This window comes from Ruegeria sp. ANG10 (assembly GCF_040705255.1).
Taxonomy (GTDB): Bacteria; Pseudomonadota; Alphaproteobacteria; order Rhodobacterales; family Rhodobacteraceae; genus Ruegeria.
Window position 1 is genome coordinate 41,452 of record NZ_JBFCVU010000001.1, and the last position, 25,864, is coordinate 67,315.

Annotated in this window: 26 protein-coding genes, 1 tRNA gene and 1 pseudogene; 11 read left to right on the forward strand and 17 right to left on the reverse strand. The window is 54.9% G+C overall.

The features are described from left to right. Positions 1-19: 19 nt before the first annotated feature. The 3 genes from AB1A64_RS00295 to argB are packed head-to-tail and all read right to left on the reverse strand — an operon-like array spanning position 20 to position 2,073. Complete coding sequence (locus AB1A64_RS00295) at positions 20-517, reverse strand: histidine phosphatase family protein (RefSeq protein ID WP_366549557.1); 498 nt, start codon at positions 515-517, stop codon at positions 20-22. Next, positions 514-1,191 carry a ferredoxin gene (locus AB1A64_RS00300; RefSeq protein ID WP_366549558.1) on the reverse strand — a complete coding sequence of 226 codons (678 nt, stop codon included), beginning with the start codon at positions 1,189-1,191 and terminating at the stop codon, positions 514-516. Before AB1A64_RS00300 ends, AB1A64_RS00295 begins: the two co-directional genes overlap by 4 nt. 18 nt (positions 1,192-1,209) lie before the next feature. Beyond that, positions 1,210-2,073: an acetylglutamate kinase gene (argB, locus tag AB1A64_RS00305; protein WP_366549559.1), complete on the reverse strand. Its 864-nt coding sequence runs from the start codon at positions 2,071-2,073 to the stop codon at positions 1,210-1,212. A 117-nt stretch (positions 2,074-2,190) separates the two neighbouring features. Between argB and AB1A64_RS00310 the strand changes: the two genes are divergently transcribed. Then, complete coding sequence (locus AB1A64_RS00310; protein WP_366549560.1) at positions 2,191-2,916, forward strand: SDR family oxidoreductase; 726 nt, start codon at positions 2,191-2,193, stop codon at positions 2,914-2,916. Between the two features lie 83 nt (positions 2,917-2,999). Here AB1A64_RS00310 and AB1A64_RS00315 read toward each other — a convergent pair whose 3' ends face one another. From AB1A64_RS00315 to ttcA, 7 genes are all read right to left on the reverse strand, one after another. Then, positions 3,000-4,403 (reverse strand): PepSY domain-containing protein, encoded by a 1,404-nt coding sequence (locus AB1A64_RS00315; protein ID WP_366549561.1) that lies wholly within the window; start codon positions 4,401-4,403, stop codon positions 3,000-3,002. Between the two features lie 66 nt (positions 4,404-4,469). Further along, positions 4,470-4,838 (reverse strand): DUF2946 domain-containing protein, encoded by a 369-nt coding sequence (locus AB1A64_RS00320; protein ID WP_366549562.1) that lies wholly within the window; start codon positions 4,836-4,838, stop codon positions 4,470-4,472. Then, entirely contained in the window at positions 4,835-5,488 is a 654-nt protein-coding gene (yihA, locus tag AB1A64_RS00325) for a ribosome biogenesis GTP-binding protein YihA/YsxC (protein WP_366549563.1), read from the reverse strand. The genes AB1A64_RS00320 and yihA overlap by 4 nt, the downstream gene beginning before the upstream one ends. Further along, on the reverse strand, positions 5,485-6,222 hold the full coding sequence (locus tag AB1A64_RS00330) for an MOSC N-terminal beta barrel domain-containing protein (protein WP_366549564.1): 738 nt from the start codon (positions 6,220-6,222) through the stop codon (positions 5,485-5,487). The genes yihA and AB1A64_RS00330 overlap by 4 nt, the downstream gene beginning before the upstream one ends. Next, positions 6,219-8,042: a membrane protein insertase YidC gene (gene yidC / locus AB1A64_RS00335; protein WP_366549565.1), complete on the reverse strand. Its 1,824-nt coding sequence runs from the start codon at positions 8,040-8,042 to the stop codon at positions 6,219-6,221. The genes AB1A64_RS00330 and yidC overlap by 4 nt, the downstream gene beginning before the upstream one ends. 123 nt (positions 8,043-8,165) lie before the next feature. Next, positions 8,166-9,710 (reverse strand): bifunctional diguanylate cyclase/phosphodiesterase, encoded by a 1,545-nt coding sequence (locus AB1A64_RS00340; RefSeq protein WP_366549566.1) that lies wholly within the window; start codon positions 9,708-9,710, stop codon positions 8,166-8,168. A 71-nt stretch (positions 9,711-9,781) separates the two neighbouring features. Beyond that, positions 9,782-10,675: a tRNA 2-thiocytidine(32) synthetase TtcA gene (gene ttcA, locus AB1A64_RS00345; RefSeq protein ID WP_366549567.1), complete on the reverse strand. Its 894-nt coding sequence runs from the start codon at positions 10,673-10,675 to the stop codon at positions 9,782-9,784. A 113-nt stretch (positions 10,676-10,788) separates the two neighbouring features. On the opposite strand from ttcA, the gene AB1A64_RS00350 reads away from it, so the two are divergent. After that, positions 10,789-11,733, forward strand: coding sequence for an alpha/beta hydrolase (locus AB1A64_RS00350; RefSeq protein ID WP_366549568.1), 945 nt, complete (start codon positions 10,789-10,791; stop codon positions 11,731-11,733). A 28-nt stretch (positions 11,734-11,761) separates the two neighbouring features. Here AB1A64_RS00350 and yidD read toward each other — a convergent pair whose 3' ends face one another. The 3 genes from yidD to rpmH are packed head-to-tail and all read right to left on the reverse strand — an operon-like array spanning position 11,762 to position 12,580. Next, entirely contained in the window at positions 11,762-11,998 is a 237-nt protein-coding gene (gene yidD, locus AB1A64_RS00355) for a membrane protein insertion efficiency factor YidD (protein WP_366549569.1), read from the reverse strand. Continuing rightward, entirely contained in the window at positions 11,995-12,420 is a 426-nt protein-coding gene (gene rnpA / locus AB1A64_RS00360) for a ribonuclease P protein component (protein WP_366549570.1), read from the reverse strand. The genes yidD and rnpA overlap by 4 nt, the downstream gene beginning before the upstream one ends. 25 nt (positions 12,421-12,445) lie before the next feature. Continuing rightward, positions 12,446-12,580, reverse strand: a complete 135-nt coding sequence (rpmH, locus tag AB1A64_RS00365) for a 50S ribosomal protein L34 (protein ID WP_005980833.1) — start codon at positions 12,578-12,580, stop codon at positions 12,446-12,448. A 297-nt stretch (positions 12,581-12,877) separates the two neighbouring features. Here rpmH and AB1A64_RS00370 point away from each other — a divergent pair, with 297 nt between their 5' ends. The 4 genes from AB1A64_RS00370 to AB1A64_RS00385 all read left to right on the forward strand — a co-directional run bounded on the left by AB1A64_RS00370 (position 12,878) and on the right by AB1A64_RS00385 (position 16,575). After that, the gene (locus AB1A64_RS00370; RefSeq protein WP_366549571.1) at positions 12,878-13,609 is read left to right on the forward strand and encodes a TVP38/TMEM64 family protein; all 732 of its coding nucleotides are present in this window, start codon (positions 12,878-12,880) and stop codon (positions 13,607-13,609) included. Positions 13,610-13,613: 4 nt separating this feature from the next. Next, positions 13,614-15,032 (forward strand): FAD-dependent oxidoreductase, encoded by a 1,419-nt coding sequence (locus AB1A64_RS00375; RefSeq protein ID WP_366549572.1) that lies wholly within the window; start codon positions 13,614-13,616, stop codon positions 15,030-15,032. A gap of 15 nt (positions 15,033-15,047) precedes the next feature. After that, complete coding sequence (locus AB1A64_RS00380) at positions 15,048-16,433, forward strand: HAMP domain-containing sensor histidine kinase (RefSeq protein ID WP_366550235.1); 1,386 nt, start codon at positions 15,048-15,050, stop codon at positions 16,431-16,433. A 65-nt stretch (positions 16,434-16,498) separates the two neighbouring features. Then, positions 16,499-16,575 (forward strand) — tRNA-Arg (locus tag AB1A64_RS00385). A gap of 100 nt (positions 16,576-16,675) precedes the next feature. Here AB1A64_RS00385 and AB1A64_RS00390 read toward each other — a convergent pair. From AB1A64_RS00390 to AB1A64_RS00400, 3 genes and pseudogenes are all read right to left on the reverse strand, one after another. Beyond that, positions 16,676-17,629 (reverse strand): tyrosine-type recombinase/integrase, encoded by a 954-nt coding sequence (locus AB1A64_RS00390; RefSeq protein ID WP_366549573.1) that lies wholly within the window; start codon positions 17,627-17,629, stop codon positions 16,676-16,678. 312 nt (positions 17,630-17,941) lie between these two features. Then, positions 17,942-18,199, reverse strand: a complete 258-nt coding sequence (locus AB1A64_RS00395) for a hypothetical protein (RefSeq protein WP_170787592.1) — start codon at positions 18,197-18,199, stop codon at positions 17,942-17,944. 243 nt (positions 18,200-18,442) lie between these two features. Then, a pseudogene (locus AB1A64_RS00400) lies at positions 18,443-19,035 on the reverse strand (recombinase family protein). Between the two features lie 422 nt (positions 19,036-19,457). Between AB1A64_RS00400 and AB1A64_RS00405 the strand changes: the two are divergent. The 3 genes from AB1A64_RS00405 to AB1A64_RS00415 all read left to right on the forward strand — a co-directional run bounded on the left by AB1A64_RS00405 (position 19,458) and on the right by AB1A64_RS00415 (position 22,701). Continuing rightward, positions 19,458-20,201: a hypothetical protein gene (locus AB1A64_RS00405; protein WP_366549574.1), complete on the forward strand. Its 744-nt coding sequence runs from the start codon at positions 19,458-19,460 to the stop codon at positions 20,199-20,201. 577 nt (positions 20,202-20,778) lie between these two features. Further along, positions 20,779-22,041: an ATP-binding protein gene (locus tag AB1A64_RS00410; protein WP_366549575.1), complete on the forward strand. Its 1,263-nt coding sequence runs from the start codon at positions 20,779-20,781 to the stop codon at positions 22,039-22,041. 15 nt (positions 22,042-22,056) lie between these two features. After that, on the forward strand, positions 22,057-22,701 hold the full coding sequence (locus tag AB1A64_RS00415; RefSeq protein WP_366549576.1) for an RloB family protein: 645 nt from the start codon (positions 22,057-22,059) through the stop codon (positions 22,699-22,701). A gap of 164 nt (positions 22,702-22,865) precedes the next feature. Here AB1A64_RS00415 and AB1A64_RS00420 read toward each other — a convergent pair whose 3' ends face one another. Next, positions 22,866-23,570 carry a hypothetical protein gene (locus tag AB1A64_RS00420; protein WP_366549577.1) on the reverse strand — a complete coding sequence of 235 codons (705 nt, stop codon included), beginning with the start codon at positions 23,568-23,570 and terminating at the stop codon, positions 22,866-22,868. A gap of 930 nt (positions 23,571-24,500) precedes the next feature. Between AB1A64_RS00420 and AB1A64_RS00425 the strand changes: the two genes are divergently transcribed. Continuing rightward, positions 24,501-25,436, forward strand: coding sequence for a hypothetical protein (locus AB1A64_RS00425; protein WP_366549578.1), 936 nt, complete (start codon positions 24,501-24,503; stop codon positions 25,434-25,436). Next, a complete protein-coding gene (locus tag AB1A64_RS00430; RefSeq protein WP_366549579.1) occupies positions 25,391-25,822 on the forward strand; it encodes a hypothetical protein in 432 nt (143 codons plus the stop codon). The genes AB1A64_RS00425 and AB1A64_RS00430 overlap by 46 nt, the downstream gene beginning before the upstream one ends. Positions 25,823-25,864: the final 42 nt, after the last annotated feature.

The window sequence follows — 25,864 nt, forward strand, 5'->3', positions numbered from 1 at the left end:
GGTTTTGCCCCGCCTTTTTTCATTCCAGCAGCTCGCGTGGAATGACAAACCCCTGCAAAGTGCCGCTGTGCCATCGGACGTGCGCCCAGTCGTCGATATCAAACCGGATCACGGTCGTGGCGCAGGTTGGGTAATCGTGGAACCGGATGTGGTTTGGTGCCTGCATTACAAGGCGACTGGCGCAGGTGGCAATGCCGGGGTTGTGGCCCAGCATAAGCACGGTGGGTTCTGTCGCCCCCGACAGCTCGGTCAGAATGTCCTCGGAATCCGCGTGATAAAGGGTGCGGTGAAACGTGACCTTGTCCGCCTGCAACCCCATCCGGTCCCAGGTTTCACGTGTTCGGGTCGATGTCGAGCTTAGCACCTCGTCCGGCAGCCAGGCGTTTGCGCGTAACCATTCAGCTATCGCCGGGGCTGATTTGCGCCCGCGTTTGTTCAATGGGCGGTCGTGGTCTGAAAGATTCAGGTCATTCCAACTGGATTTCGCGTGGCGGGTCAGGATCAGGGTGCGGCTCATGACGGGTGAAAGGCCTTCATGTGATGGGCGGATTGCTCAGCTTCGCGCCCGGCACCCACGCTGAGGGGGCAGGACATCCGCGCCAGACACCCACCTGTCATGCAGGTCTGCCCTGCGACGGTGGACAGATGAGTGTGACAGGCTTCGACGTCATAGAAACTGTCTCTGTTGAGCGCGCCAACGGGACAGGTTTGGGTACAGGGGGCCGGGCAGTTGATGCAGGGAGAGGTGCCGGGAACCTCTGGGATCGTGAATTCTTCGTTAAAATGCAGCGCCCCACGGTATGAGATCATCATGCCGACCGTATCATGCACCAGCGCGCCCACCGGACTGCTGAAGGTACGCCCGGATTTCAGGGCCCAGTCGATGAAGGGTGCGTAGGGAGGGCCGCCGAAGGGAAAATGCGCCTCGGCCCCCAGATCGCGGGCCAACTGCCCAACCACGCGCGTTGACCACCGATCAACCGGGTGGTCACCTTGCCATTCGGGCGCGGATTTCAGCGTGGGCCAGAATGATTGTCCCGCGCCCAACAGGATCAGCGTGCCCCTATCCAGCTGTTTGGCGTCTACTCGGTGCGGGTGCAGTGCGCCCATCACGATCAGACCCGCCTGCTGCGCCGCCTGTTCCACGCGGTCATAGGTTTTAGTCGAGGAGGTCGGGGGATGTCCGGTCATGTCTCCTCCGTTGGGTGATTAGTCGGGCCGGATCAGCGAACCTGCGCCGTGTTCGGTGAACAGCTCCAACAGCACTGCATTGGGCGCACGCCCGTCCAGAATGACCACCGCTCGTACGCCGCTGTGCAGGGCATCCAGAGCCGTTTCGGTTTTGGGGATCATCCCACCCGCAATAGTGCCGTCCATGGTCATTTCGCGGATCTGACCGGCTTTCAACTCGGTCACAACCTCGCCGCCCGCGTTCTTGACGCCTGAGACGTCCGTCAGCAGCAACAGCCGATCTGCCTTGAGTGCCGAAGCAATGGCCCCGGCAGCAGTGTCGCCATTGATGTTGAAGGTTTCACCGTTCTTACCTGCGCCCAGGGGCGCGATCACGGGTATCACGTCATGGGCGAACAGGTTATGCAAAATCGCCGGATCCATCTGCGACGGAGAGCCGACAAACCCAAGTGACGGATCGGCCTGATCGCAGACAATCAGGTTGGCATCTTTACCGGACAGGCCTACCGCTTTGCCTCCCTGACCATTGATCGCTTGTACGATGCGTTTATTCACCAGGCCAGACAGCACCATCTCGACAACTTCGACGGTAGCCTTGTCGGTCACACGTTTGCCGTTCACAAACTCGGACTGGATGTTCAGTTGATCCAGCATCGCGTTGATCATCGGCCCGCCGCCATGCACGACCACCGGATTAACCCCAACCTGACGCATCAGAACGACGTCGCGGGCAAAGCTTTCCATTGCTTCGTCACTGCCCATGGCGTGACCGCCCAGTTTGATGACGACGATTGCACCGTCATAGCGTTGCAGGTATGGCAAGGCGCTGTTCAAAGTGGCGGCGGTGGCGATCCAGTCCCGGTTCATATCTCGTGTCTTCATATCTTGGTCCTCTTCCTCACGTGTTAGGCGTTTTAGCGGCATAAGCCAAGATCGCTGTTGTGAGTGCAGTCGCCACTGTTAGTGTGCCTGCATGCCCTGAAAAAGGAGATACAGCCAATGGAGCAAAAAACTCTTATTCTGACGGGTGCTAGTCGGGGTATTGGCTTCGCAACGGTTCGTCGGTTCCATGCCGAAGGCTGGCGGGTTATCACTTGCTCGCGCTCTCCAGTGCCGGATGATTGTCCGTGGGAAGGAAAAGAAAATCATTTGCAGCTGGATCTGAGCGATCCTGCCGAAACGATCAATTCAGTTGGCGTCTTGCAAGAAATGGTCGGAGGAAAGCTACACGCCCTCGTCAACAACGCGGGTGTGTCGCCGAAGGGCCCTAATGGAGAGCGATTGAATACGCTGGACACCGACCTCATGACTTGGGGGCAGGTGTTCCACGTCAATTTCTTTGCCTCCGTTGTTTTGGCGCGCGGATTGAAAGAGGAATTGGCCGCAGCCCGTGGATCAGTCGTTAACGTGACATCCATTGCAGGGGCGCGCGTACATCCGTTTGCAGGCGCGGCCTACGCTACATCCAAGGCGGCGCTGGCAGCACTGACGCGGGAAATGGCACATGATTTCGGTCCTGTGGGCGTCCGGGTGAACGCAATCGCACCTGGTGAGGTTGAAACCGGAATCCTCAGCCCCGGCACCAATAAAATAGTGGAAAAGCTGCCACTTGGACGGTTGGGGCAGCCCGAAGAAGTCGCAGCAGCGATCTATTTCCTGTGTTCTCAGGAAAGCTCATACATCTCGGGGGCGGAAATTGAGGTGAATGGGGCACAGCACGTTTAGTACATTGGCGGATGCTGCTAAACTCAGACAGCGGAAACATCCGGATTGATCGGGCCGCACCGATGCGATGCGGCCCGGATTTGTCAGCTCAGGGCTTTTTTTATCGCTGGGATGTTGCTGACCAGCAGAAGGTCGAAGATCAGCACCGCCAGCAATGTCAGACCAACCAGCGGGAATGCCATCGCGGTGAACAGACCGATCGCCACTGCTCCTTTCCACAGCGGCAACTCAGCAGGTATTGGCGGCGCGGCCAGACGCCCCGTACCCTGTGGTCGCCTTCTCAGCCACATCACCACGCCCGAGACGCAAACAAAGATGACCGACAGGCAGAACACGACGTTCAGGATAAAATTCCACGTCCCCATCAGCCCCATGTGAAACGGAATGCCAAGAGCCATAGATTTCCCCATCAGCGAATAATCCTGATACCGCACATCGGCCAGAATCTTGCCGGTATACTGATCCACATGAACGGTGCGGTCGTTTGCCGGATCGGTTGAGTCGCTGCTCATGCTGTCGCGGTTCAGGGTCCAGACGCCATCCTCGCCGTTGGGATACGCGACGCGGAAACGCCCTGACATGTCCAGCGCCATTCCCAACGCCACCAGTGCGTCGATATCCACCGACGCGCCTTGCGGTACGCCATCAATCCCGGCCTCAGACCCCGAGGCGGGCATCGGCGTTTGCTCCAGCGCCCAGGGGACGTCGTTTTGGTGCCCGTGGTTCATGCTTGCGTGGATATCGTCCGAGAGGGGCACGTTGTCCCACTTCTCGGCGGGGAAACTGCTCCAGGGTTGTACGATCATTCCACCCCAGACACCGGCCCAAGAGAGGCCTGAGATCAGAAAGACAACCAGCAGCCCGGACATCCAGAACCCGATCACGGCATGTAGGGACTTCCACAAAGCACGGCCGCGCGCGCGCAGGTTGGGGACAAATGCAGCCATGGCGTTGCCGCGTGGCCACCACATGTAAAGACCGGTGAAGACCAGCAGCAGGCTCAGACCGGCGGCGACTTCAATGATGCGATCCCCGGTTGTCCCGATCAGCAGGGTCGAGTGAATATTGTCCGCTAGATCATACCAGCCCGCGCGACGGTCCCAGATTTGCAGGACTTCTCCGGCATAGGGGTCGACGGCCACAAGGCGTTGGCCTGCCTCGGTTTTGATACGGAACACGGTGGCCAGATCGGCGGCTTTCGGACCGATCCATTCGACGACTGTGCCTGGGAGTTCGGACAGCGCGACCTCGGCCTGTTGCGATATTGGCAGGGCGGTTCCCTGAACTTCAACCGCGATTTTTTCACCATCGCGACCGTCATATTGGGTGATGAACATCATCATCAACCCGGTGACGGCCAGAATGATCAGGAAGGGGATGACGAAAATCCCCGCGTAGAAATGCCACCGCCAGGCGGCGAAGTAGAGTTTTTGCGCAGCAGTGTTTTGCGCCGGGGTGTCCCCCAGGGTTTGGCTATCAAATGCCATAGTGTTCTCCGGATTCGAAAATTGCCCCGCGCAGCGACTGCGCAGGTTCTCAGATGTTGAGGTGAATCAGGAGAAGACGGGTGGTGCCCGCGCATCATAGCGGGCATAGAAACCGGCGCTGCGATGGGTAAAGTCGCGATGAATCCAGCGCGGCTGGATCGTTGCCGCGAAAGGCACGGTGTCCCCGACGGTGGTCAGAGCGACATCAGCGGTCAGCCCTGCGAAGGGGCACATGGCGCGCTCGTCGGTGTCGTCGTGTATGGGATCGTCCGGGTCCAGATCGACCCATTGCTCGACCGTGCCTTCGCCGGTGCAAAGAACCAGAAACACCTTGCCGTCATTGCCCATTGTGGGCATCCAGCCCTGCGGGATCACACCGGTCAGCAACAGCGCCAGTGAGGTCAGTACGGCAAAGAGACGGATCGGCAGTCTCATTCCAGATGCGCGATGATTGACCGCAGGGTCGGAATGCCATCGCCTTTTTCAGACGAGGTCAGCACGATTTCAGGAAAGGCCGCAGGATGCTTCGACAATGCGCCGCGCACTTGTTCCAGCACCTTTTCGCGGTCTTTGGCCTTGACCTTGTCTGCCTTGGTCAGAACGCATTGAAAGGTCACGGCACTGGTGTCCAGCAGCTTCATGATCTCGGCATCCACCGGCTTTACCCCATGGCGCGCGTCGATCAGGACAAAGGCTCGGCGCAGGGTCTGGCGTCCGCTCAGGTACTTTTTCAACAGCCGCTGCCACTTTTCCACCACTTTCACCGGCGCATTGGCGTAGCCATAACCGGGCAGGTCGACCAGATACAGTTCAGGACCTTGAGTGAAAAAGTTGATTTCTTGCGTGCGGCCCGGAGTGTTCGACGCGCGCGCCAGTCCCTTGGTGCCCGTCAGCGCGTTGATCAGGCTGGATTTGCCCACGTTGGATCGACCGGCAAAGCAAACCTCAAGCCGGTCCGGCGCGGGCAGGCCATCCATGGCGACCACGCCTTTGACGAATTCAGACTCGCCCGCAAACAATTTGCGTCCGCGCTCCGACGCGAATTCATCGGGGTTTTCGGCCAAAGGAAAGGGGAGGGGGCTCATAACAATTCTACCTTATCGCCAACCGAGATTGCGCCGCCTTCGAGAACTTCAGCATAGACGCCGAAATCCTGGTGACCCCAGGTTTCAAGCGCGCCCAATGTATCGGAATCGCGTACACCTGTGTCAGGGTTGGCTGTGGTTGCCAAACAGCGGGTGATGCGCTCACGTACGCGCAGCACGGCCTCTCCGATCTGAACCTCGCGACCCAGCCAGTCGAATTCTTCCCACAAGGGCATGCCGTCCAGCCAAATGTTGCCTCGCCAGCGGTGCACCGACAAATCTTGGCCCAGCTTTTGTCCGACCGCACGATGCGATGCCAGGTTGCACAGGCTGATCGAAGGGAAATCACTGTCGGTCATCCCGCGCCCTGGAACCCGAATGATCCGTGCCGAGGCCGCCCGGTTTACGGGCATCAGGGGCCGGACCCAATCCAGAAACGCCTGTTGCTCACTGTCTGGAGCAAAGGTCAGGTCTGGGCGATCCGGGTGGGACAACGTCAATGTGTCACCGTTTGATTGCGTTGATATCGCCATCAACTGCGGCGCTTTCGCACCGCGACTGAAATTGGCGCAAGGGACCCATTTCGAACCATCCGCTTTGGATGCCTCATGCGCGACCGCCCAAACGCGATCCCCGGGCATGGTCTGCCCGGGGGTCACATTTACGGTTTCGACGGCTTCGCGACCATGGCTTTTGATCGGATGCCGCCAAAGCTGGGTCACTTCAGCTGTCATTTGTCGTCCGTTTTCGGCGTGCGCTTGAAGCTGGACTTGATGTTGCCGAACACGTCCGGCTTAAAGCCCTGGCTGCGCATGATCAGGTACTGCTGAGTAAATGTGATCGTGTTGTTCGCGATCCAGTAGACAACCAGACCACTCGCAAAACTGCCCAGCATGAACATGAAGACCCATGGCATCCAGGCAAAGATCATCGCCTGCGTCGGATCGGTTGGCGCCGGGTTCAGCTTTTGCTGTAACCACATCGAGATCCCCAGCAACAGCGGCAGGATACCGATAAAGATCAGCGCCATGATCGAGTCGGGCTGTGGACCGGCAAAGGGCAGAAGTCCAAACAGATTCATGATCGAGGTCGGGTCCGGCGCGCTGAGGTCCTGGAATGGGCCAAACCATGGGGCCTGACGCAGTTCGATGGTGACAAAGATCACTTTATACAGCGAGAAGAAGATGGGGATCTGCATCAGGATCGGCAGACAGCCCGCAGCGGGGTTCACCTTTTCCTTCTTGTACAGCTCCATCATGCCTTGCTGCATCTTTTGACGGTCATCGCCCGCGGCTTCTTTCAAGGCTTCCATCTGCGGTTGAAGCTCTTTCATTTTAGCCATCGAGACGTAGGATTTATACGCCAACGGGAACAGGATCGCTTTGATGATCAGGGTCAGGCCGATAATCGACCACCCCATATTGCCAATCAGTACGTTGATATTGTGCAGCAGCCAGAAGATCGGCTTGGTCAGGAAAAAGAACCAGCCCCAATCGATGCTGTCGATGAATTTCTGCACGCCTTCCGACTGATACTCGCGGATGGCTTCCCATTCCTTGGCACCCGCGAACAGCTGTGTGGTGACCTCTTCGGTGGCGCCAGGGGCGACCGTCAGGGTTGGCAGCACTGTTTCGGTTTGATAAATCTTGCGGCGTTCGTCGTATTTTGCTGCAGCCTTGAACGGGGTTCCCGGTTCCGGGATCAGCGTGGTCATCCAATAGTGATCGGTGAATCCGATCCAGCCATCTTCTTTGACCTGATAGACCTCGGCTTGCGCGCGCTCATTCGGGTCGATGTCAAAATCGCGGACATCGCCATAGTCAATCTCGGCCAGCGTACCGTCGGCCATGCCGATCACGCCTTCATGCAGGATGAAAAAGTTCTTCAGACCGGGCAGGTCGCCATCCTCGCCAATGCCGTGGCGGGCCAGGATGCCATAGGGCGCCATGCCAACTTCAGCCTGGGTGTTGTTTTCGACCGATTGGGTGACGGTGAACATATAGTTTTCGTCCACCGAGATCGTGCGGCGGAAGGTCAGCCCTTTGTCGTTTTCCCATTTCAGAGTGACCGGTGCGTCGACGTTCAGTGTTTCGCCGCTTTCGACCGTCCACAGCGTGTTCGGGCCGGGCACATCCGCGCCAGCCACGCCGGTTCCTGGCGCCCAGCCATACAGGGCGTAATAGGCCGAGTCTGAGCCAACCGGAGACAGCAGTTCGACAATCGGCGCCCCTTCCTCGATCGAGACCTTGTAGTCCTTCAGGAACAGCTCATCGATCCGTCCGCCCGACAACGACAGGCTGCCTTTCAGCCGGGGAGTGTCGATTTCAACCCGTGGGGCTTGCTCTTCCGGCAGGGTTTCTTCTGCGGCCGTTGTCGCCTCACCCACAGTACCTGCGGCGCTGGGCGTCTGAACCTCATTACCCTCGGCGGTGGCAATCTCAAGCTCGTCTGGTGTGAGTGTCTGTTCCGGTGGGGGAAACAGCACGAACCAAATAAGGATCACGATAAAGCTGAGCACGGTTGCAAGGATGAGATTCTTGTTCTGATCGTCCATCGGGGACAGCCACCTTAAGCAGTGAAACACACCCGGTGGGTTCAACAGAGTGCAAGCCCAAAGGTCAAGCGGATTCGCCCGTCATTTCCTTTTGGATCGCGTTTCTGTGGCGTAAATCAGCGATTACGGTCCTGTCTTGCGCCCGATCTTCGGCATTCCGTTGACCTTGTTCTGATGCGCCGCGATCCAATCCAGCGTCTTTTCAAAGGGCATTGGCTTGCCAATTCCGAACCCTTGAACATGGTCGCACCCCAATTGCGCCATCAAGGCATGCTCGCCCTGGGTCTCAACCCCTTCGGCCAGTGTTTCGACATTCAGCCGCTCGGCCATCGTCAGTATGGCGCTGACCAGTTGTTGCTGGCTGGCGTCGCGATCTGCCTTGGCGACGAAAGAGCGGTCAATTTTTATCCGCGAAACATCAAAGCGCTTGATCGAAGCAATGGATGCGTGGCCGGTGCCGAAATCGTCCAGATCGATGCAGCACCCCAGCTTGGCCATGCTGGTCACGTTGCGGGTAATCACATCGTCGGGGCGGCGCGAGAACACGGTTTCCAGAACTTCCACCGCCAACCTGTCCGGTGTCAGATCATTCTGGTCCAATTCCCATTTCAGGCGGTCGATCAATGCTGGATCGCGCAGTTCATCAGATGAGAAATTCACGCCGATCCGGGGTACCACGACCGCGGCGCGATCCCAGTCGCGCATCGCGGCGAAAGCATGGTGCCGCATCGTCTGGCCGAATTTCTCCATCAACTCCGCCTGCTCGGCAAACGGCAAGAATACCTGCGGGCTTAGCACACCTTTTTGCGGGTGTTCCCAGCGGGCCAGCGCCTCGAAACCCGTAACCCGACCTGTATCGGTTGAGATTTGAGGCTGGAACCAAGGACGGATCTCACCATTGTCGAGCGCGTCCTCAAACTCTTTGCGAAGATTGGCGCGAATGCGCGAGCGACGCTGTGTTTCGCTGGAAAAGGCACGAATGGTCGACGGCCCGTTCCGCTGCGCCTCACCCAAAGCGGCCTTGGCGGCGTCGACCCAATCCTCGTATTGAACCTTTGGGACGCTGCTTAAAAGACTGAACCCGATGGAACAGGAAACATAGACACCAGCACCGTTGAGCGTAAAAGGTTCTTCAACGACAGCCTGAATGCGCCCCGCCATCTGAATGCAAGCCTCCAGATCCAATTGATGGGATGAATGTAGGCCGATTGCGATCTTGTTAGGTTCCAGCCGGGTCGCGATATCCTGTGTTCGGATAACAGAAAGAATCCGGCTGACGAATTGGTCGGTCAGGTGATTTGCCGCTGAATTGCCGTGAAGATCAAGAAAGTCGGAATAGTCATCCAAGGCTATAAGTAGGCAAGCCGAATCTGCACCATCGGTCACCACCTTTTTGAACATGCCTTCCAGCTCATTATAAAAGCTGTCGATGGCCATCATGCCACCAGGCGGGTTGCGCCGCTGAAGCTGCCTGTTGGCGCGGGCGTCAAAGGTGGCCGCGCCTGCGAATATCAAGGGCAAAGCAAGGGCCGCAACCACCAATGTCCGTTCCCCGCCGATCCAGAATGCCGCCAGACTGATGGCGGGCACAAAAGCCAGCGCGGCAGGGCCGCTCAGAACAGAAGCGAGTACATCAAGAACGCGTTCGAATTTGATATGTTTCCACATCGGTTTTCTGGGCCTCTACGTTTGGCAAAGCACGTATTGGGCAACCGTAGAAAACCAATCTGAGTCAGACGTTAACGCAGCTGTGGAATTTCGACCGAATTTTCGTCTTTTTTACCGAAGTTTAGCGTTAGGTTGGCGAAATCGAACAGTTTTGGGTCCAACAGATGCGAAGGTCGCGCGTTGGTCAGCGCCCGGAACATCACCTGCCGACGACCGGGGCTGTTTCTTTCCCATTGATCCAGAATCTGTTTCACCTGCTGGCGCTGCAAGCCGTCCTGGCTGCCGCACAAATCGCAGGGAATGATTGGATAGTTCATCGAGGTCGCGAACTTCTCGCAATCGGCCTCGGCCACGTGGGCCAGCGGGCGGAACACGAACAGATCGCCTTCTTCGTTCACTAGTTTCGGGGGCATCGTGGCCAGGCGCCCACCATGGAAGAGGTTCATGAAGAACGTTTCCAGAATGTCGTCCCGGTGATGGCCCAAAACCACGGCAGAGCAACCTTCTTCGCGGGCGATCCGGTACAGGTTGCCCCGGCGCAGGCGTGAACACAGGGCGCAAAACGTACGGCCCTGCGGAACCTTATCCACAACGATGGAATAGGTGTCTTGATATTCAATGCGGTGAGGCACGCCCATGCGTTCCAGAAACTCGGGCAGGACGGTCGCGGGAAAACCCGGTTGGCCTTGATCCAGATTGCAGGCCAGCAGATCGACGGGCAGCAACCCGCGCCATTTCAGCTCATACAGAACCGCAAGCAGGGTATAGCTGTCCTTGCCGCCCGACAGGCAGACCAGCCAGCGGGGCGGTTTGCCGTCTTTGTCGTGGGCGGACGGGTCCACCATCCCATACTGATCGATGGCCTCACGGGTTTGACGCACGATGCGTTTGCGCAGCTTTTTGAACTCGGTGGTCGAGGGCGCGCCGGCAAAAAGCGGGTGGATATCGTCAGCTTCGTCAAACATGCGCCGTGGTTACAGCCGATACGGCGAGCGGGCAAGCGCGATAAGCCGGTTTGGAGATTTTGGGGCGTAGCTGACCTGTGATAAAAAGGGCGTCATTTATCAAGGAGATTGTTATGGACTATGCCTTTGTTGCCCGTGGCAAAAGCGGAAACGGTTTTTCCAACGAGCCGGCAGCTAGCCACTTTCTGGAAATTCCGGAAAGCGCCGATGATATGAAGCTGTCGCACAAGATCACAAAGCGAAAATGGCGCGACAAGGTCATATTGGCCGCTCAGGGCGGGACGTCGAACCCCTATACCGAAGGCGACATCGTTTTTTACGTGCATGGGTTCAATAACTCCCAGGCGGAGGTTCTTGTGCGGCACCGAAAGATCAAAGCAGGCCTAAAAGAACACGGGTTCCAAGGCGCTGTTGTCAGCTTTGACTGGCCCAGCGCGGATTCGGCCTTGAACTATCTAGAGGATCGGATGGACGCCAAGCAGTCGGCTTTCCGTCTGGTGAAGGATGGCGTCGCGATGTTTTCGGAGATGCAACGGCCAGAGTGTCGGATCGACTTGCACGTCCTGGCACATTCGATGGGCAGCTATGTAGTACGCGAGGCATTTGATGATGCCGATGACCGAGCCCGGATTGCCAGCAAAAGCTGGTCAGTCAGTCAGGTCATGCTGGTGGCTGGGGATCTGTCCGTCGCATCACTTGATCCAGACAGCTCCAAGTCTTCATCACTCTATCGTCACTGTGTACGACTAACGAATTACTACAATACGATGGATGACGTGCTATCGATATCTGCGGTCAAACGGATCGGAGTTGCGCCAAGGGTTGGGCGGAATGGTATGAATAGACCGCTGCATAGCAAAGCCGCCGATGTGTATTGCGCGGCGCGCTTCAAACAAGGTGGTTTTGATGGCGGTATCAATTCCGGACACACGTTTTACTTCGATGACCCGGTGTTTCTTGAAGACGTGTTCCACACCATTTCTGGTAAGTTGGACCGCGAGGAAATCCCTACCCGTACGCACACGACACAGGGCAATCTTGCTTTAAAGCCGAGTTGAGGCAGTTTTTCTTTCTTAAACGCCTGCTCTAATCTTTTGGCTTTTGCTCTGGAACCGGGTCATACCCATCTCCCCCCCAGGGATGGCAGCGCCCGATCCGCCGGGCGGTCAGCCACGCGCCCTTGACTGCGCCGTGTTTTTCCAGCGCTTCCAGCGCATAGGCCGAGCAAGTGGGCTGATAGCGGCAGTTGAAGCCAACCCAAGGGCTGAACACCAGCCGATAGGCCCGAACGGGCAGGGCAAGGATATGAGACAGCAGAGTCATTTCCGCGCGCTGTGAATTTTGCGCAGGGCATAGCGCAGATCATCCAGCAGAGCCTCATACGGGCGCGCGGCGGTGACCTCGGCGCGGCCGATCAGCACGTAATCCCAACCATCCTGACCCTGTGCGGGCAGCACCGCGCGGGCAGCTTCGCGTAGGCGCCGCTTGGCGCGGTTACGCGCCACGGCATTCCCGACCTTCTTGGAACAGGTAAATCCGACGCGAATCCCCGTACCTTCATCCGCTGCACGTTTGCGGGCCTGCACCATCATGGACGAGGTACCTTGCCGACGCGCGCGGGCAGCCTTCAGGAAATCGGATCGTTTCTTGAGAACGGTCAGTGTTTCAGGCACGCAAACGGACGCCGCCGGGGGCTTTACCCTCGGCTGGTTCTTACCATCCTCAGGGGCCTCCGGCGGCGTCATGTTCATAACCTGATCGGTGAGCGGTTTATGCGCTCAGCGATTTACGGCCGCGTGCGCGACGTGCGTTCAGGATCTTGCGGCCGGCCTTGGTGGCCATGCGCGCGCGGAAACCGTGGCGGCGTTTGCGAACCAGGTTCGAAGGCTGATAGGTGCGTTTCATCGCTCCGTCTCCAATCTATAGCGGTCGGGTGCGGCGCGGATTCGCCTGGCCCTAGTGTTCGAAGCCCGTCCTCTACTGGGTAGCGGGGGGTAAGTCAAACCCCTAGGTGGGGGTTTTGGCGCCTTTTGCAACAATTCTGGTACGGCGTCACGCAAAAGGTTTCAAAATAGCGGTTTTATGGCCTCAAACCCTCACATTACCAGCCATTTGCATCAATGCCGCGTGAGGTCCCTGTTGCATGGGTCCTGCGCGGCGCATGTTGGGGGCAGAATGAAACGGACCAAACCGGACAGCTTGATGAGCGAGACAACCCAGACCCCGCGCAAAGGACTTGCGCGACACGTACCTTTGCTGGTGATTCTCGCCGTGGCCGCGGTGGGGTTCTTTACGTTGGGCGATTATCTGACGTTCGAGACGTTGCGCGACAACCGCGAAGCCCTTTTGGCGTGGCGGGACGCGAACTATTGGTCCATGGCGGCTGCTTTTGTGGTGATCTACATTGTCATCGCCGCCTTTTCGCTGCCTGGCGCGGCTGTGGCGTCCATGACCGGAGGGTTTCTGTTTGGCCTTTTTGCCGGAACCGTTTTCAACGTCTTTGCGGCCACCATCGGTGCATCGGCGATCTTTCTGGCCGCGCGCTGGGGGCTGGGTGAATCCTTGACCGCACGTCTTGAGGCCTCGGAAGGCACCGTGAAAAAGCTCAAGGATGGCCTGCGCAAGAATGAAATCTCGGTACTGTTCCTGCTGCGCCTTGTACCGGTCGTGCCGTTTTTTGTCGCCAATCTGGTGCCGGCACTGGTTGGGGTGAAATTCCGCAACTTCCTGATCACCACAGCGCTGGGCATCATTCCGGGTGGTATCGTGTACACCTGGATCGGGGTCGGTTTGGGTGGCGTGTTCGACCGGGGCGAGACGCCGGATGTCTCGTTGCTGTGGGAACCTTTCGTAATCGGCCCCATACTAGGCTTGTGCGTGCTGGCCGCGTTGCCGATAGTTATCAAAGCCCTGCGCGGCAAAAAGGACGCCTGAACTCATGCAAGAACTGAAGACGGATATCCTGGTGATCGGGGCCGGGTCGGGTGGCTTGTCTGTTGCTGCCGGGGCTAGTCAGATGGGGGCCCACGTCATCTTGCTGGAAGGTCACAAGATGGGCGGAGACTGCCTGAATTTTGGCTGTGTGCCTTCCAAGGCGCTGATCGCCAGCGGCAAGACAGCTTACGGGCAGGCCCATGCCGCAGCCATGGGTGTGGCAGACGTGGTGCCGCAAGTGGATTATGCCGCCGCCAAGGACCACGTCCGTGACGTGATATCCCAGATCGAACCTATGGACAGCCAGGAACGCTTTGAAGGCTTCGGGGTCAAAGTGATCCGCGAATTCGGCAGCTTTGTTTCCCCGACGCAGGTGCAGGCGGGCGATCACCTGATTAAGGCGCGGCGGGTGGTGATTGCCACAGGGTCGTCGCCTTTGGTGCCGCCGATCCCGGGTTTGGATCAGGTGCCATATTACACCAACGAAACCATATTCGAGCTGCGTGAAAAACCCGAGCATCTGCTGATCATCGGTGGTGGCCCTATCGGGCTTGAGATGGCACAGGCCCATATCCGGCTTGGTTGCGAAGTGACCGTGATCGAAGGCATGCAGGCGCTGGGCAAGGATGACCCTGACGCGGCAGCTGTTGTGTTGGACACTTTGCGCGCCGAGGGTGTTGCTCTGCATGAACAGGCGATGGTTGCCCAAATCAGGGACAATAACGGGCTGGTCGATGTCGTGACCGAGAATGGTGACATCTACACCGGCTCGCATTTGCTGGTCGCTGCCGGACGCAAGGCCAATACCGACCGCCTTAATCTGGAAGCCGCAGGGATCGAACCAACCCGTACCGGGATCAAGGTGGACGCCTCGCTGCGCACCACGAATCGTAAGGTCTATGCCATTGGCGACGTGGCGGGCGGGATGCAATTTACACATTTGGCCGGATATCACGCCGGGATCATCATCCGCTCGGCCTTGTTTGGCCTGCCATCTAAGGCAAAAACGACGCATATACCCTGGGCCTCCTATACGGACCCGGAGCTGGCGCAGGTCGGCCTGACCGAGGCGCAAGCCCGCGACCAGCATGGCGATAAGGTCGAGATCGCGCGATTTGAATATCACCACAACGACCGCGCCATAACCGAACGCAAGACGAAAGGCTTCATTAAGGTCATGGTCGTAAAAGGCCGCCCAGTGGGTGCCACAATCGTGGGTCATCAGGCGGGCGAATTGATCAACTTGTGGTCGCTGGCGCTGGCCAATAACCTGAAGATGGGGCAGATCGCCGCGATGGTTTCGCCCTATCCGACGATCGGAGAGCTTAACAAACGCGTGGCAGGTGCCTATTTCACGCCAAGGCTGTTTGAGAATCAAATGGTTAAACGAGTGGTCGGATTCGTCCAGCGCTGGATACCCTGACCGGAAAAGGAGCGTATAGTGAACTCGCTGTCGGGCCGATTTCTGATCCTGACGACGGTCTTCGTCATGTTGGCCGAAATCTTGATCTTTGTCCCCTCGATCGCGCGGTTTCGCGAAGATTTCCTGCTGAACCGGCTGGAGCGTGCGCAAATCGCCTCGCTGGCATTGCTGGCCGATGATATGCTGGCCGAAGACCTTGAGGCCGAATTGCTGGTCAATGCAGGTGTATACAATGTTGTCCTGCGGCGCGACGAAATTCGGCAGCTAATGCTGTCCTCTCCGATCCCCGAACAGATCGCCAATACCTATGATCTGCGTGACGCCGGGCCGTGGATATTGATCCGGGACGCCATGTCACGCCTGTTCACCCCGGAAAACGAAGTCATTCGCGTAATCGGTGAGCCGGTCAAAGACGCGGGGCTGCTAATCGAAGTTACCATCGACAGCAAGCCGCTGCGGATGGCGATGACCGATTATGGCCTGCGTATTCTGGGCCTGTCCTTTGTCATTTCGATTATCACTGCGTTTTTCCTGTTCCTTGCCGTGCGCGTTGTTCTGGTGAAACCGATCAAAGGCGTCGTGGGGTACATGCAGCGCTATGCAAGCGCCCCCGAAGATGCCCGCGGGATCATCTCGCCCAATTCAAAGGTGACCGAGTTGCGCGAAGCTGAAGAGGCGCTTCAGCAGTTACAGACCGAACTGACGCAAGCTTTGAAACAGCGCGAACGACTGGCGCAGCTGGGTGGTGCTGTGGCCAAGGTCAGCCATGACCTGCGTAACATCCTGACGTCGGCGCAGCTGTTCACTGATCGGATCGAGGCCAGCGATGACCCGCTGGTGCGGCGCATGGCGCCGAAGCTGGTCAACTCGATCACACGGGCTGTGTCCCTGTGTGAAAATACGCTGGCGTTTGGCCGGGCGGAAGAGCCCGCACCGACCTTGACAATGGTGCCTTTGCGCGACGTGGCCGAGGATGTTGTGGCAAGTGAAAAGCTCGCCGTTGCCGATGCCTGCGTCGAGATTTTAAACGAAGTTCCTGAAGATCTCGTGGCGCGTGCAGACCCTGAGCAGATTTTCCGCGTGATGTTGAACCTTGTGCGCAACGCGCGTCAGGCGCTGGTGACGTCCGGAAAGCCGGGCCGGATCACGATTTCTGGCTGCGTACACGAAAATGACTGGTGTGTTGAGATCAGAGATAACGGCCCCGGATTGCCCCCACGAGCGCGCGAAAACCTGTTCACTCCGTTTCAAGGCGGGGTGCGCAAAGGAGGGTCGGGCCTTGGGCTTGCCATCTCGCAAGAACTGGTGCGGGGGCATGGTGGCGACTTGGTTCTGACCCAGACTGGTCCCGAGGGAACAACCTTTGAAATCAGGCTGCCGCAGGGCGACGTGACTTTTTAAAAAGTTTTTTGAAGAATCGGCTTGCACGTCCTCTGACGTGGGTCTACATACCGCCTCACCAACGCGGACCGATAGCTCAGCTGGATAGAGTACTTGACTACGAATCAAGGGGTCGGGGGTTCGAATCCTCCTCGGTCCGCCATTGGTATCCAACAAAATCAGTAACTTACGTGGTGCTTTGAGTGCCATTGGTTGTATAGTAACTCCATACTGTTCCCGATAGTGTGCCATGTCTTTTTTGATCAGGCGACTTTACGTGCGTTGAGCATTTGCCGTGCTTTATCAGCTACTTCCTTCTTGGCGAACTTGGCGTACTTCTGAGTCTGGACAATGGTTGCATGACCCAGAAGGTGAGAGACTTCTTCCAGCCTCATGCCGTTGTTCAGCATCCGCGTAGCATAAGTGTCCCGGCAGGAGTGGATCGTTGCCTTGCCTTGGGTAACCAAAACACGGGGGCTTGAAGGACAGCATTCAGTGATGGCTCGCCTTAGGTTCTTGATGGCCCTGTCCATACTGACGAAAGGCTGGGGTTGGTTTTGCAGCGAGGACAAAACCTCAAACAGGCGGTCAGAAATGGGAACAAAGACCTCCTTCTTGGTTTTGAAGTTGTAGTTGTCGATATAGCGCTCCCGCATGTCGATAGCCCCCCAATCGACCAGTGTCGCCTCTCGAAGGCGAACCCCTGTATCAATCAGGTAAATGAATAGGTCGTGGGCCTTCGACCATGCCGAGGCTTCGGGGAATTCGGTCTGTTTGGCAATGCAGTAGTCAATGACCGTTCGTTCTTCTGCTTCTGACAGGGAGCGACATTTGACGAAGCCTTTAGGCAACACGAAGGTTATGTCGTGGTTGACCTTGTGCTTCTTCCGGCAGAGGTTCCATGCTCTCTTCATAAACCGAACTTCGATGTTGATGCTGTTCTGGCTAAATCCTTCGTCCAATCGGGCTTGAAGATGATCTTCCAGATCGTCATCAGAAAGGTCGGACATGAACCTGCCTTGATCCAAAGTCCACAAGCCTTGGAAGCGCTCTCGCAGCCCCAGCAACTTGTTCATGCTGTTCTGATAACTGTCATGGGTTGCCTTGGCCTTGTCTTTCACGCTGTCCACACAATGTTGAAACGCGTCACGAAGCGTGACCTCGGGTTTCTCTCCATGCTGACGTATGTCCATGATGCGATGGTATTCGGCCATCATGACGCGATTAGCCCCGGCTTTGTCCCGACGTTTGGTTGAGCCTCTATACTCACGATGGTTCACTATGAATCTGTAGTAATAGAAGGTTGAATTGGGCCTTTTGTAGATTTGCATCGGATGATCTTTCTATTTGCGGCGTGATGCGTGCTGGTTGTTTCAGGAGAAGTATTTAGTAACTCCATACTTTCTGTTGGCAATACTCTTGTATCTTGTTCGATTCTGGTGGCATTCATCCTCGTCGCTAGTTTCGGATGGAGTGTTTAGTAACTCCATACATAATGGTCAAGCCGATTTGTTCGGCCACGTATGTTGTTAGTCGGACAGGGTGTTCTCTAGTTGCCCTTTTCGCAGCAATGTCAGGAACTTGGTAACTTCACGGCGACTGCGATTTTCGAACAATGCACGATAGAGTTCTGGTTGGTACTCGTTCAGGCAGAGCAAAACCCACTCCGACTTGTCCATCTTCAGAACGTCAGCAATCGGCCCCCAAAGCGTCGCAGGGATGCTGATGTAGCCCAACTCCATTTGACTGACCATCGTGTAGTATTCGATGCCAAGTTCATCAGCCATTGCTTTCTGGGTGAACCCTGCGGCGGTTCTTGCGTCTTTGAGGCGCTTTCCCAGATTGCTTTTGTTTTTCTCTTTTCGCTTTTCCGAGAGCATCTCAATTCTTCCATCTATTCTCGCAGTGTTATCGCAGAGAAGTTTTGTAAGTCCTAGTATGTATCTAACATATCCTGCTCGATTGTAGTCTGAACACGTCATAGGTGAGGCAATAGGTAAGGGCTGCGCGTCTACCAAGCTAACTCTCCACTAAATTACTGATTGACCGGCATTCTCCGTACACAAACCCCGAGTTTGGTTTTCAGCGACAATTCGATAAACGGACCGCTCGGAAAGCCCTAGTAGTGCTGCGGTTTCCCTTTTACTGTGACCTAGGGCCAAGTGGTCCAGCACCGCATTCTTTTTCATAGGTGCCGTCGGCTTCCGGCCTTTGTACTTGCCCAGCGCCTTGGCCTTGGCGATGCCTTCTCGCTGACGTTCCAGCATCATCTCCCGTTCGAATTGAGCAACGGAACCCAGAACATTCAGCATCAGTTTCCCGGTAGCATTTGACGTATCTAAGCCTAGGTTCAGCACCCGAAGGCCAATATTCCTAGCTTCTAGGTCGTCCACAATCTCCCCGAGATGCTTCACAGACCGGGCTAGGCTGTCCAGTTTGGTCACAACCAAAACGTCACCTTCCCGGCAGAACTCCATAGCGGCGTTGAGGGACTTCCTGAGGGCCACAGAGCTTATCTGTTCCTCGTACACCTTCTCGCACCAACGCCCCTCAGGGACTCTCTCTGTGCCTCTAGGGACGCTTTCTGTTCCAATGTCGAGGTGTGAGCGTATCCGATCATCATGTGATGGTCTCCTTGTCTGCCAATGATGTTTTAGAAGTTGTGGCAAGGGTCTGCCAAAAGTCGAAACTGACTCCATAGACAGACATTTGCGCCACGCTCTGAGGCTGACACACGGGCAAGGTTTATCGGCAGAGGTCAGGAAGCCTTTTTGCGCTGGGCAGTTGGCCAGAGAGAATTCATTTCAGAACGAAGAGGGGGTGGGGGGTTCGGAAGGCGACTTCAAAAAGTAGGGGTTATAAGTGTTGTTATTGTTGTTGTTTGGAAGTTGGCCACCTCACAACACATCGGATGGAAGACAGATGGCAATGATCTGGTGACCGCATTGATCCCATATCTCGCTAATGTTGTGCGGTTTACGAGCGTCCGCTTCCAAAGGTTCCCCATGATTGGTAGGATCAGTTTGAATTTTTTGGAGTAACTTTGTGCGCAAACCCAAGGGTCGCCTGACCGATGTATTTAATCTGCCAGACGATGAAGCTGGGAATCCTCGCACTATCCTGATGTTGGATCAGCTCACACATGTTCCAGATCCAGGAGACGTATTGCAGGTTGCAGATCGAAACTTGTCGATTACTCAGGTCGATGGTCGGCGGATAAGGAATTGCCTGACGGGCTGGAAGATGGCAGGGCGGGGCAGTGTTGCCGTCTTAATCAACGAACCGACGGATAGTCTACAGCCATTGGCACGGCGTCCGGATCGTCTTTTCGTCACTTGGATCCCTAAAGACGAATTGCCTTGGCATTTCCAAACTAACGATCTGCCGACATTTACGCGCCTCAATGAAGATTGGAACGCGCATCCAAACAATGTCGGCCTCAAGATTGATCAGAATGGTCAAACGCTATTGGCCCATATGCGGCCAAACCCATACGTTTATCGTGAATACGAGAACATACCTGCAATCACAGTCTGCTTCAAAGGCTGCGAGCGGTATCGTGTAACACCAGTAAATGACCATGGTTGGTATGGGGGCCAATGCCGTTTTAGCGGGCTTGCACCGTCATGGGGCGAGTTCTACGAAATTTCTGGCAATACCCGAGACGACATGGACGCCACACCTTGGATCAGGATGGAAGGCCTTGGAGCGCGGCATTTTCATTTCTATCTGCGAGACGAAGCCCTTGAGGTCAAAGCGCAAGATTGGTCGTTGGAAGCTAAAATCTGACCATCAATTTCGATTGTCGAACTGCCGCTTTGTCCGCTTTTCAGTCAATCCGATGGCCACACGACGCAGACACACTTAGGTAACTCGAAGTTCTCAGTGACAGCATTTCCGCTGTGTCTGCCAATTGGGCAAAGTCTATTGACAGGTGCTTGGATGCCCTTCTGCGCTGGGCGAAGAGTGTGAAACCTGAAGATTTTCCAAGGTTTAGTGGGGGGGCGAGGGGTTGGGAAAGTGGCTTCAAAATACAGGGGGTTTAGAGAGTTGTTTTTGTTGTTGTTTCGTAGTCGGAATTCTTAACGCATTGGCTTGAGTGCTAAACCATCATGGGAGTGTGATTTTCGTGGCGCGCCGCTCAAGATACCTGACAGTGCTTTCCGGCAAGAGAAAGCCAACTTCACATCTGAACCTAGTTGGGTCGCATTTCGTGGTCACTCAACGAAGAACGAAACAAAAACACCTGTAAGTACGGAGTAAAAATAACCATGAAATAGAGCGTGATGTGCATTTACTTGTGGATATTTGCAAAATATTGACATATTTGGAGTTCAAAAGGGCATAGTCTGCCTTCGAGGGAAAAATGATTATCTCATTTGAGATGGAGAACTACCGCTCCATATACGAACGTCAAGAAATCTCGTTTGTTGCGTCTAACCTGAAGGGTCCTGAGCATGGCTTGATCGCTACTCAAGCCCTAAAAGACGAGCGTCTTGTTCCTGTCGCATTGGTCTATGGCGGAAACGCAGCGGGCAAAACAAGCATGATCAAAGCGATGCACGCAATGATCAAAACGATTCTATACTCTCAGACGCGTGGTAAGCCGGAAGGGGCGATCCCAACCCGGAACCCATTCCGTTTGCATAGCGAAGCGAATGCTGTGCCCACGACTTTTGAATGTAATTTCATCGTCGATGGGGTCCGCTACAACTATGGTTTCGACCTGCAGAAAGATTTCGTGCAGGGCGAGTGGTTGTATTCCTTTCCTTACGGAAAGGCCCGAAAGCTATTTGAGCGAAACCGCCAGGATTTCTCGTTTGGTAAGTTCCTTACTGGAAAGAATGCAGTGATTTCCGAACTTACAAGAAATAACAGCCTTTTTCTGTCAGCAGCGGCTCAAAATGGCCATGAGATTCTGACACCTATCTTTGACTTTTTTGACTCCATTCAAGTCGAAACAAGTCTCAGCATGTCGGGTGCAGCGGCTGAACGGCGGATCAAGGACGACCATCATTGGGTAATAAGCGATGAAGTTATCGATTTCCTGAAAAAAATTAATACCGGTGTGGTGGGCTACAGAGTCAAAGACAAACAAGTTTCCGATGAAGAAAAGAAGATTACGGAAAAACTTGGCCTTGCAGTGCAGTCCATTATGAAGGAAGTCGATGCAGACATTGAAATTGACACTGGAGAGTTGCCAGACAAAGTAGTTGAATTGGCTCACCGAGGAGCCGACGAACAACAACACTACTTTCCAATTTACCTAGAGAGCGCTGGTACGCTCAGGCTGTTATCTGCGTTGCCAAAGGTATTCGGAGTGCTAAAAACTGGAGGCGTACTGATAGTAGATGAATTAGACCTTAGCCTCCACACTCACGCTGCCGAGCTGCTACTGGAGTTGTTTTCTAGTCCATATACAAATCAACATGGTGCTCAACTTCTAGCCACCACACATGACACGAATTTGCTTCAACGAAAATGCTTGAGAAGAGACCAAGTGTGGTTCGTTGAAAAAGATGAGATTGGCTCAACACACATTTACCCGCTTACGGACATTCAAACTCGGCTGAGTGATGATATCGAACGCGGGTATCTGCAAGGGCGCTTTGGCGCGGTTCCCATTTAAGAAGACAAATTATTCATGCCAAGAAGACCTCGAAACTCGCATAGGCGAGAGCCTGCTAAGCGGATAGCGCCACCGACAATCCATTTGTTTTCTGAGGGAAAGAACACCGAACCGGATTACCTAAGAGCCGTATTGGCGAAGCACGCCAAAGGCACAAAGATACTAAGAATCCATGGACCAAACGGTGTCGCACATAGCGTTGCATCTGCTGCCGTTTCTTTTGCGCAAGAAAACGGTCTGATCAAAGCGCGCCGCCGAAGGAAACTAAACTCCTACGAAGAGCGAGATCAAGTTTGGGCTGTGTTTGACCGAGATGATGATGAAGTATCTCGATATGCTGAAGCAAAAAAAGTTTGTGAAGACGCGGGTTTAAACTACGCATACTCTGATCCATGTTTTGAGCACTGGATTAACTTACACTTCGAAATGTGTGATGCACCCTGTGATCGTCATCAAGCCCAGAAGAGGACCAAAGAACTTATTGCCGATTATGATCCAAAATCTGGGAAAACTGCTGACTTCTCAGACATTGTCGAGGCCTGTGATGAAGCAGAAGAGCGAGCCAAGACGCAACAAAATCGACGGGAGGAGGAAGGCGATCAAGAGGGTAATCCCTCGACAACTGTCTTCAAATTGACCGAAATCCTTAGAGCAAGGTAATTTTCTAATCAGCCGAAACAAGAGAAAGCTAAGTTCCTGCACGCTTCCGGAGTATTGTGCCCATTCGAAACAGCTCGCGTTGCATCTACAGTGAATGATGGCTAGGTAACCTTTCGGTCCCAAACCTAATACACTCGGATGGCTGTATAAAAGTTCTGGTTTGCCTATGCCGCCAACGGGGTCGAAAATTCCTTCAGCCTTCGCGAGTAATCAGGGATGGTTCTTAGCTGTCTCTTCAGTTCTCCTAGTGCAATTGGTACACGTACCAGTGGTGTTTCCTTGGTCTCGACTAATCCAGACTTAGGTTTGGCATTACAATATATGGTGACGACGTTTTGGCGATCCGGATGGTTAGCCGGGTCAACTGAGAGTCCATTTGCTTCGGTTGGTACCTCACCAGTCTCAGGTTCTGGCACATCCTCGAGAATGATCTCCAACACGCCTGTCCCCCAGAATTTTCTGCAGTAGGCATTCGCCGCTTGCGTAATGTTCTGGAATGATCTTGAGCGTCGGTGGAACAGCCATGGATACTCATCAACTGTGGCGTACAAAATGAACTGGTTGGTCAGGACTTCCCTGATCTTCTGATTGCCACTCCTAGCTTGATCAACGAGGTCCTTCATAAAGCCCAATCTCTCGGAGGGTTTCATTGAGTACATGTCTTCTGCCAGTCTGTTGGCGAGCTCAAAGAACTCTGTGTTTCCTCTACGTTTGGTGGGGCTAGACTTGGCATTTACCGGGTTCTTCTTCCGGTCTTTCTGCTGATAGGCACCTTTGCGGCAGTTGGGTTGGCAGTACTTTTGGTTGCGGCGTCGGGGCTGGAACTCTAGGCCGCAATTTGGGCAGTTCCGGGCTTTGGGTAGGGTCATTTTCTTTTGCGGTCTGGTAGTTTTTGTAGGGTGTCGTTCTATCGGGGGCGAAGAGGGGTGTGCCTGAAAATGTGCTGGCTACATGTTGTGTGTTTCCACTCTTCGTCTTCAGGGTGTTCCTGTAAGGTATTGAAAAATTGTGGTATGGAATCACAAGTATAGTTAGCACATACTGAGTTCATTGAACTACGAATCAAGGGGTCGGGGGTTCGAATCCTCCTCGGTCCGCCATTGGTATCTGTGTTGAACGTCACACGAACCTGACCCAACCGTCACAGTTGGACCAGAAATGGGGTGAACGTTCGACGCCGGAAGGCACCCCCGATGTTGGACATCAATTGATGTTGGCCTTCGCGTCTTAAACTGACCCAAATATCCCATTTTAAGGCTCCTGCAGACAGTTTCGTTTGATCTGGCTTCCCTTATGGAAAATCAGGGCTGATTTGCAGATCAGACAGCGAAGCTGCCTGATTCTGCCGATCTGCCACGTGGCGAACGCGGGAGGGGGCGAGGCAATGCTATTCGATAGGGGTGGTGCGGCCCGCAGGCACGGCCGAGGACACGGTCCTGTCTAATAGCGTTGCCCGAGGGGGAGGGCCGCGCCCTCGCCCTGACGGCCAAGGGCGTTTGCTTGTCCAAATCCCGCTGGCCCACGAAAGGAAGGTGATGGGAAAGAGGGCTTACCGCTATTTGCGATCGAACCCTTCTGTCAAACTTCAAAAAGTAATAGGGCCACCAAGTTGCTGTTCGCCGCGTCTGCAGCACTGCGCCTCAAGAGCGGCGGCTGTGCGCAGGAAAGCAGACTTTGCAAAGTCAAAAGGGGCGCCAAAGCAGACCTTTGTGCAATTCGTTTATCAGACCCAAAAAATTCACACATGTAGTGCTTGAGGCGATCTTGGAATCTAAACCTAGAGCCCCTACCTTGAAGAAATGCTACTAAGTCAACCAAGCCTCTTTTCAAATTCTGTAGGCTCCCGGCAGTGGGAATACGTCACGCGCCGATTTAAAAGCATTCAATCAAATCTGAGTCTGCTCCCACAAGAGGTTGAAGATGCTGAGACCAAACTGGGCGGCGTAATCCGGTCTGTTAATCGAGCCTATCGCAACGAAAGCTGTGTAGGATACTACATGCTGGCCGGCTCTTGGGGAAAGCGTACTGCCATTCACCCGCCTTCGGATATAGATTTACTATGCTTCCTTCCTGCGGAGGTTTTTCATCAGTTTAATGTGCGAGAAGGAAACAAACCTTCGCAATTGCTGCAACATGTTAGGGGTTCGTTGGGCACGACCTATCCACAAACGCGGATACGTGGCGATGGCCAAGTTGTCGTCATTGAATTCAATAGCATCAAGATCGAAGTAGTTCCCGCCTTTCACGGGCAAGATGGTGGTGTAGTTATTGGCGACACAAATGATGGCGGACGATGGAAATCAATCGATCCTAACGCAGAGATTTATCACCTTGATTGCTCTGATCAGTCGTTCAACGGGAACGTTCGGAAAATCACCCGGATCGTAAAGCAGTGGAAGCAGCACTGCGATGTACCAATCAAGTCATTCCATATCGAACGGCTAGTTCAAGAGGCCCTCGCACAAATGGGCTGGGGCGGAAGCAACGAGTTTTGGTTCGACTGGATCATACGAGATACTTTTTTGTACATGTGGGGCAGAGCAGGCGGTGGTTTCTATATGCCTGGCCGGTACCTCGAGTGGATTGACCTCGGTGATGATTGGCGGAGCAAGGCTTGGACGGCCTATGAGCGTGCGGAGAAAGCCTGTAGCTTTGAGCGTGACAATATGAACCTTTCGGCGGGTGCAGAATGGCAGAAGATATTCGGAAATGTGATCCCGGAAATGGTGACTTGACCGCGGCACATTCAGCCTTGGTGGCAGAATGCGCGGAGCAAGCGCGTAATACGATCTACACTTCCACTACATTCTACATCTGGCTCAAATGGTTGAAAGGCATGCGTGGCGCACTCTGGATACTTGCCGCCGCTTCTGGAGCTGGCGCAGCGAGCACAGTGCTTAAGCAAAGCGAGGAAAATCAGGTTCTAGTAGCGGGCCTTGCCTTGTTGGCAGTGATCATTCCGGGCGCAATCAAGGCATTAAAACTTGATGATACAATTTTGGACTATGAAACCGCCGCCGCAAAATTCAAAAACGCAGAAGGGACGTTACGAAGGGCAGCTAATGTCTGGTCGCACAAGCCATTCGCCGAGTTTGAGATCGAAGCGCGTGTTTTCTGGTGATCTGTCGCTTCTGGATGCAGCGGCGCGCTTGAGAATTAGTAT

Coding starts and splice junctions, on each gene's coding strand:
- AB1A64_RS00295 (WP_366549557.1), bottom strand. CDS start 517: ATGAGCCGCACCCTGATCCTGACCCGCCACGCGAAATCCAGTTGGAAT.
- AB1A64_RS00300 (WP_366549558.1), bottom strand. CDS start 1,191: ATGACCGGACATCCCCCGACCTCCTCGACTAAAACCTATGACCGCGTG.
- argB (WP_366549559.1), bottom strand. CDS start 2,073: ATGAAGACACGAGATATGAACCGGGACTGGATCGCCACCGCCGCCACT.
- AB1A64_RS00310 (WP_366549560.1), top strand. CDS start 2,191: ATGGAGCAAAAAACTCTTATTCTGACGGGTGCTAGTCGGGGTATTGGC.
- AB1A64_RS00315 (WP_366549561.1), bottom strand. CDS start 4,403: ATGGCATTTGATAGCCAAACCCTGGGGGACACCCCGGCGCAAAACACT.
- AB1A64_RS00320 (WP_366549562.1), bottom strand. CDS start 4,838: ATGAGACTGCCGATCCGTCTCTTTGCCGTACTGACCTCACTGGCGCTG.
- yihA (WP_366549563.1), bottom strand. CDS start 5,488: ATGAGCCCCCTCCCCTTTCCTTTGGCCGAAAACCCCGATGAATTCGCG.
- AB1A64_RS00330 (WP_366549564.1), bottom strand. CDS start 6,222: ATGACAGCTGAAGTGACCCAGCTTTGGCGGCATCCGATCAAAAGCCAT.
- yidC (WP_366549565.1), bottom strand. CDS start 8,042: ATGGACGATCAGAACAAGAATCTCATCCTTGCAACCGTGCTCAGCTTT.
- AB1A64_RS00340 (WP_366549566.1), bottom strand. CDS start 9,710: ATGTGGAAACATATCAAATTCGAACGCGTTCTTGATGTACTCGCTTCT.
- ttcA (WP_366549567.1), bottom strand. CDS start 10,675: ATGTTTGACGAAGCTGACGATATCCACCCGCTTTTTGCCGGCGCGCCC.
- AB1A64_RS00350 (WP_366549568.1), top strand. CDS start 10,789: ATGGACTATGCCTTTGTTGCCCGTGGCAAAAGCGGAAACGGTTTTTCC.
- yidD (WP_366549569.1), bottom strand. CDS start 11,998: ATGACTCTGCTGTCTCATATCCTTGCCCTGCCCGTTCGGGCCTATCGG.
- rnpA (WP_366549570.1), bottom strand. CDS start 12,420: ATGACGCCGCCGGAGGCCCCTGAGGATGGTAAGAACCAGCCGAGGGTA.
- rpmH (WP_005980833.1), bottom strand. CDS start 12,580: ATGAAACGCACCTATCAGCCTTCGAACCTGGTTCGCAAACGCCGCCAC.
- AB1A64_RS00370 (WP_366549571.1), top strand. CDS start 12,878: ATGAGCGAGACAACCCAGACCCCGCGCAAAGGACTTGCGCGACACGTA.
- AB1A64_RS00375 (WP_366549572.1), top strand. CDS start 13,614: ATGCAAGAACTGAAGACGGATATCCTGGTGATCGGGGCCGGGTCGGGT.
- AB1A64_RS00390 (WP_366549573.1), bottom strand. CDS start 17,629: ATGATGGCCGAATACCATCGCATCATGGACATACGTCAGCATGGAGAG.
- AB1A64_RS00395 (WP_170787592.1), bottom strand. CDS start 18,199: ATGGCTGATGAACTTGGCATCGAATACTACACGATGGTCAGTCAAATG.
- AB1A64_RS00410 (WP_366549575.1), top strand. CDS start 20,779: ATGATTATCTCATTTGAGATGGAGAACTACCGCTCCATATACGAACGT.
- AB1A64_RS00415 (WP_366549576.1), top strand. CDS start 22,057: ATGCCAAGAAGACCTCGAAACTCGCATAGGCGAGAGCCTGCTAAGCGG.
- AB1A64_RS00420 (WP_366549577.1), bottom strand. CDS start 23,570: ATGACCCTACCCAAAGCCCGGAACTGCCCAAATTGCGGCCTAGAGTTC.
- AB1A64_RS00425 (WP_366549578.1), top strand. CDS start 24,501: ATGCTACTAAGTCAACCAAGCCTCTTTTCAAATTCTGTAGGCTCCCGG.
- AB1A64_RS00430 (WP_366549579.1), top strand. CDS start 25,391: ATGGCAGAAGATATTCGGAAATGTGATCCCGGAAATGGTGACTTGACC.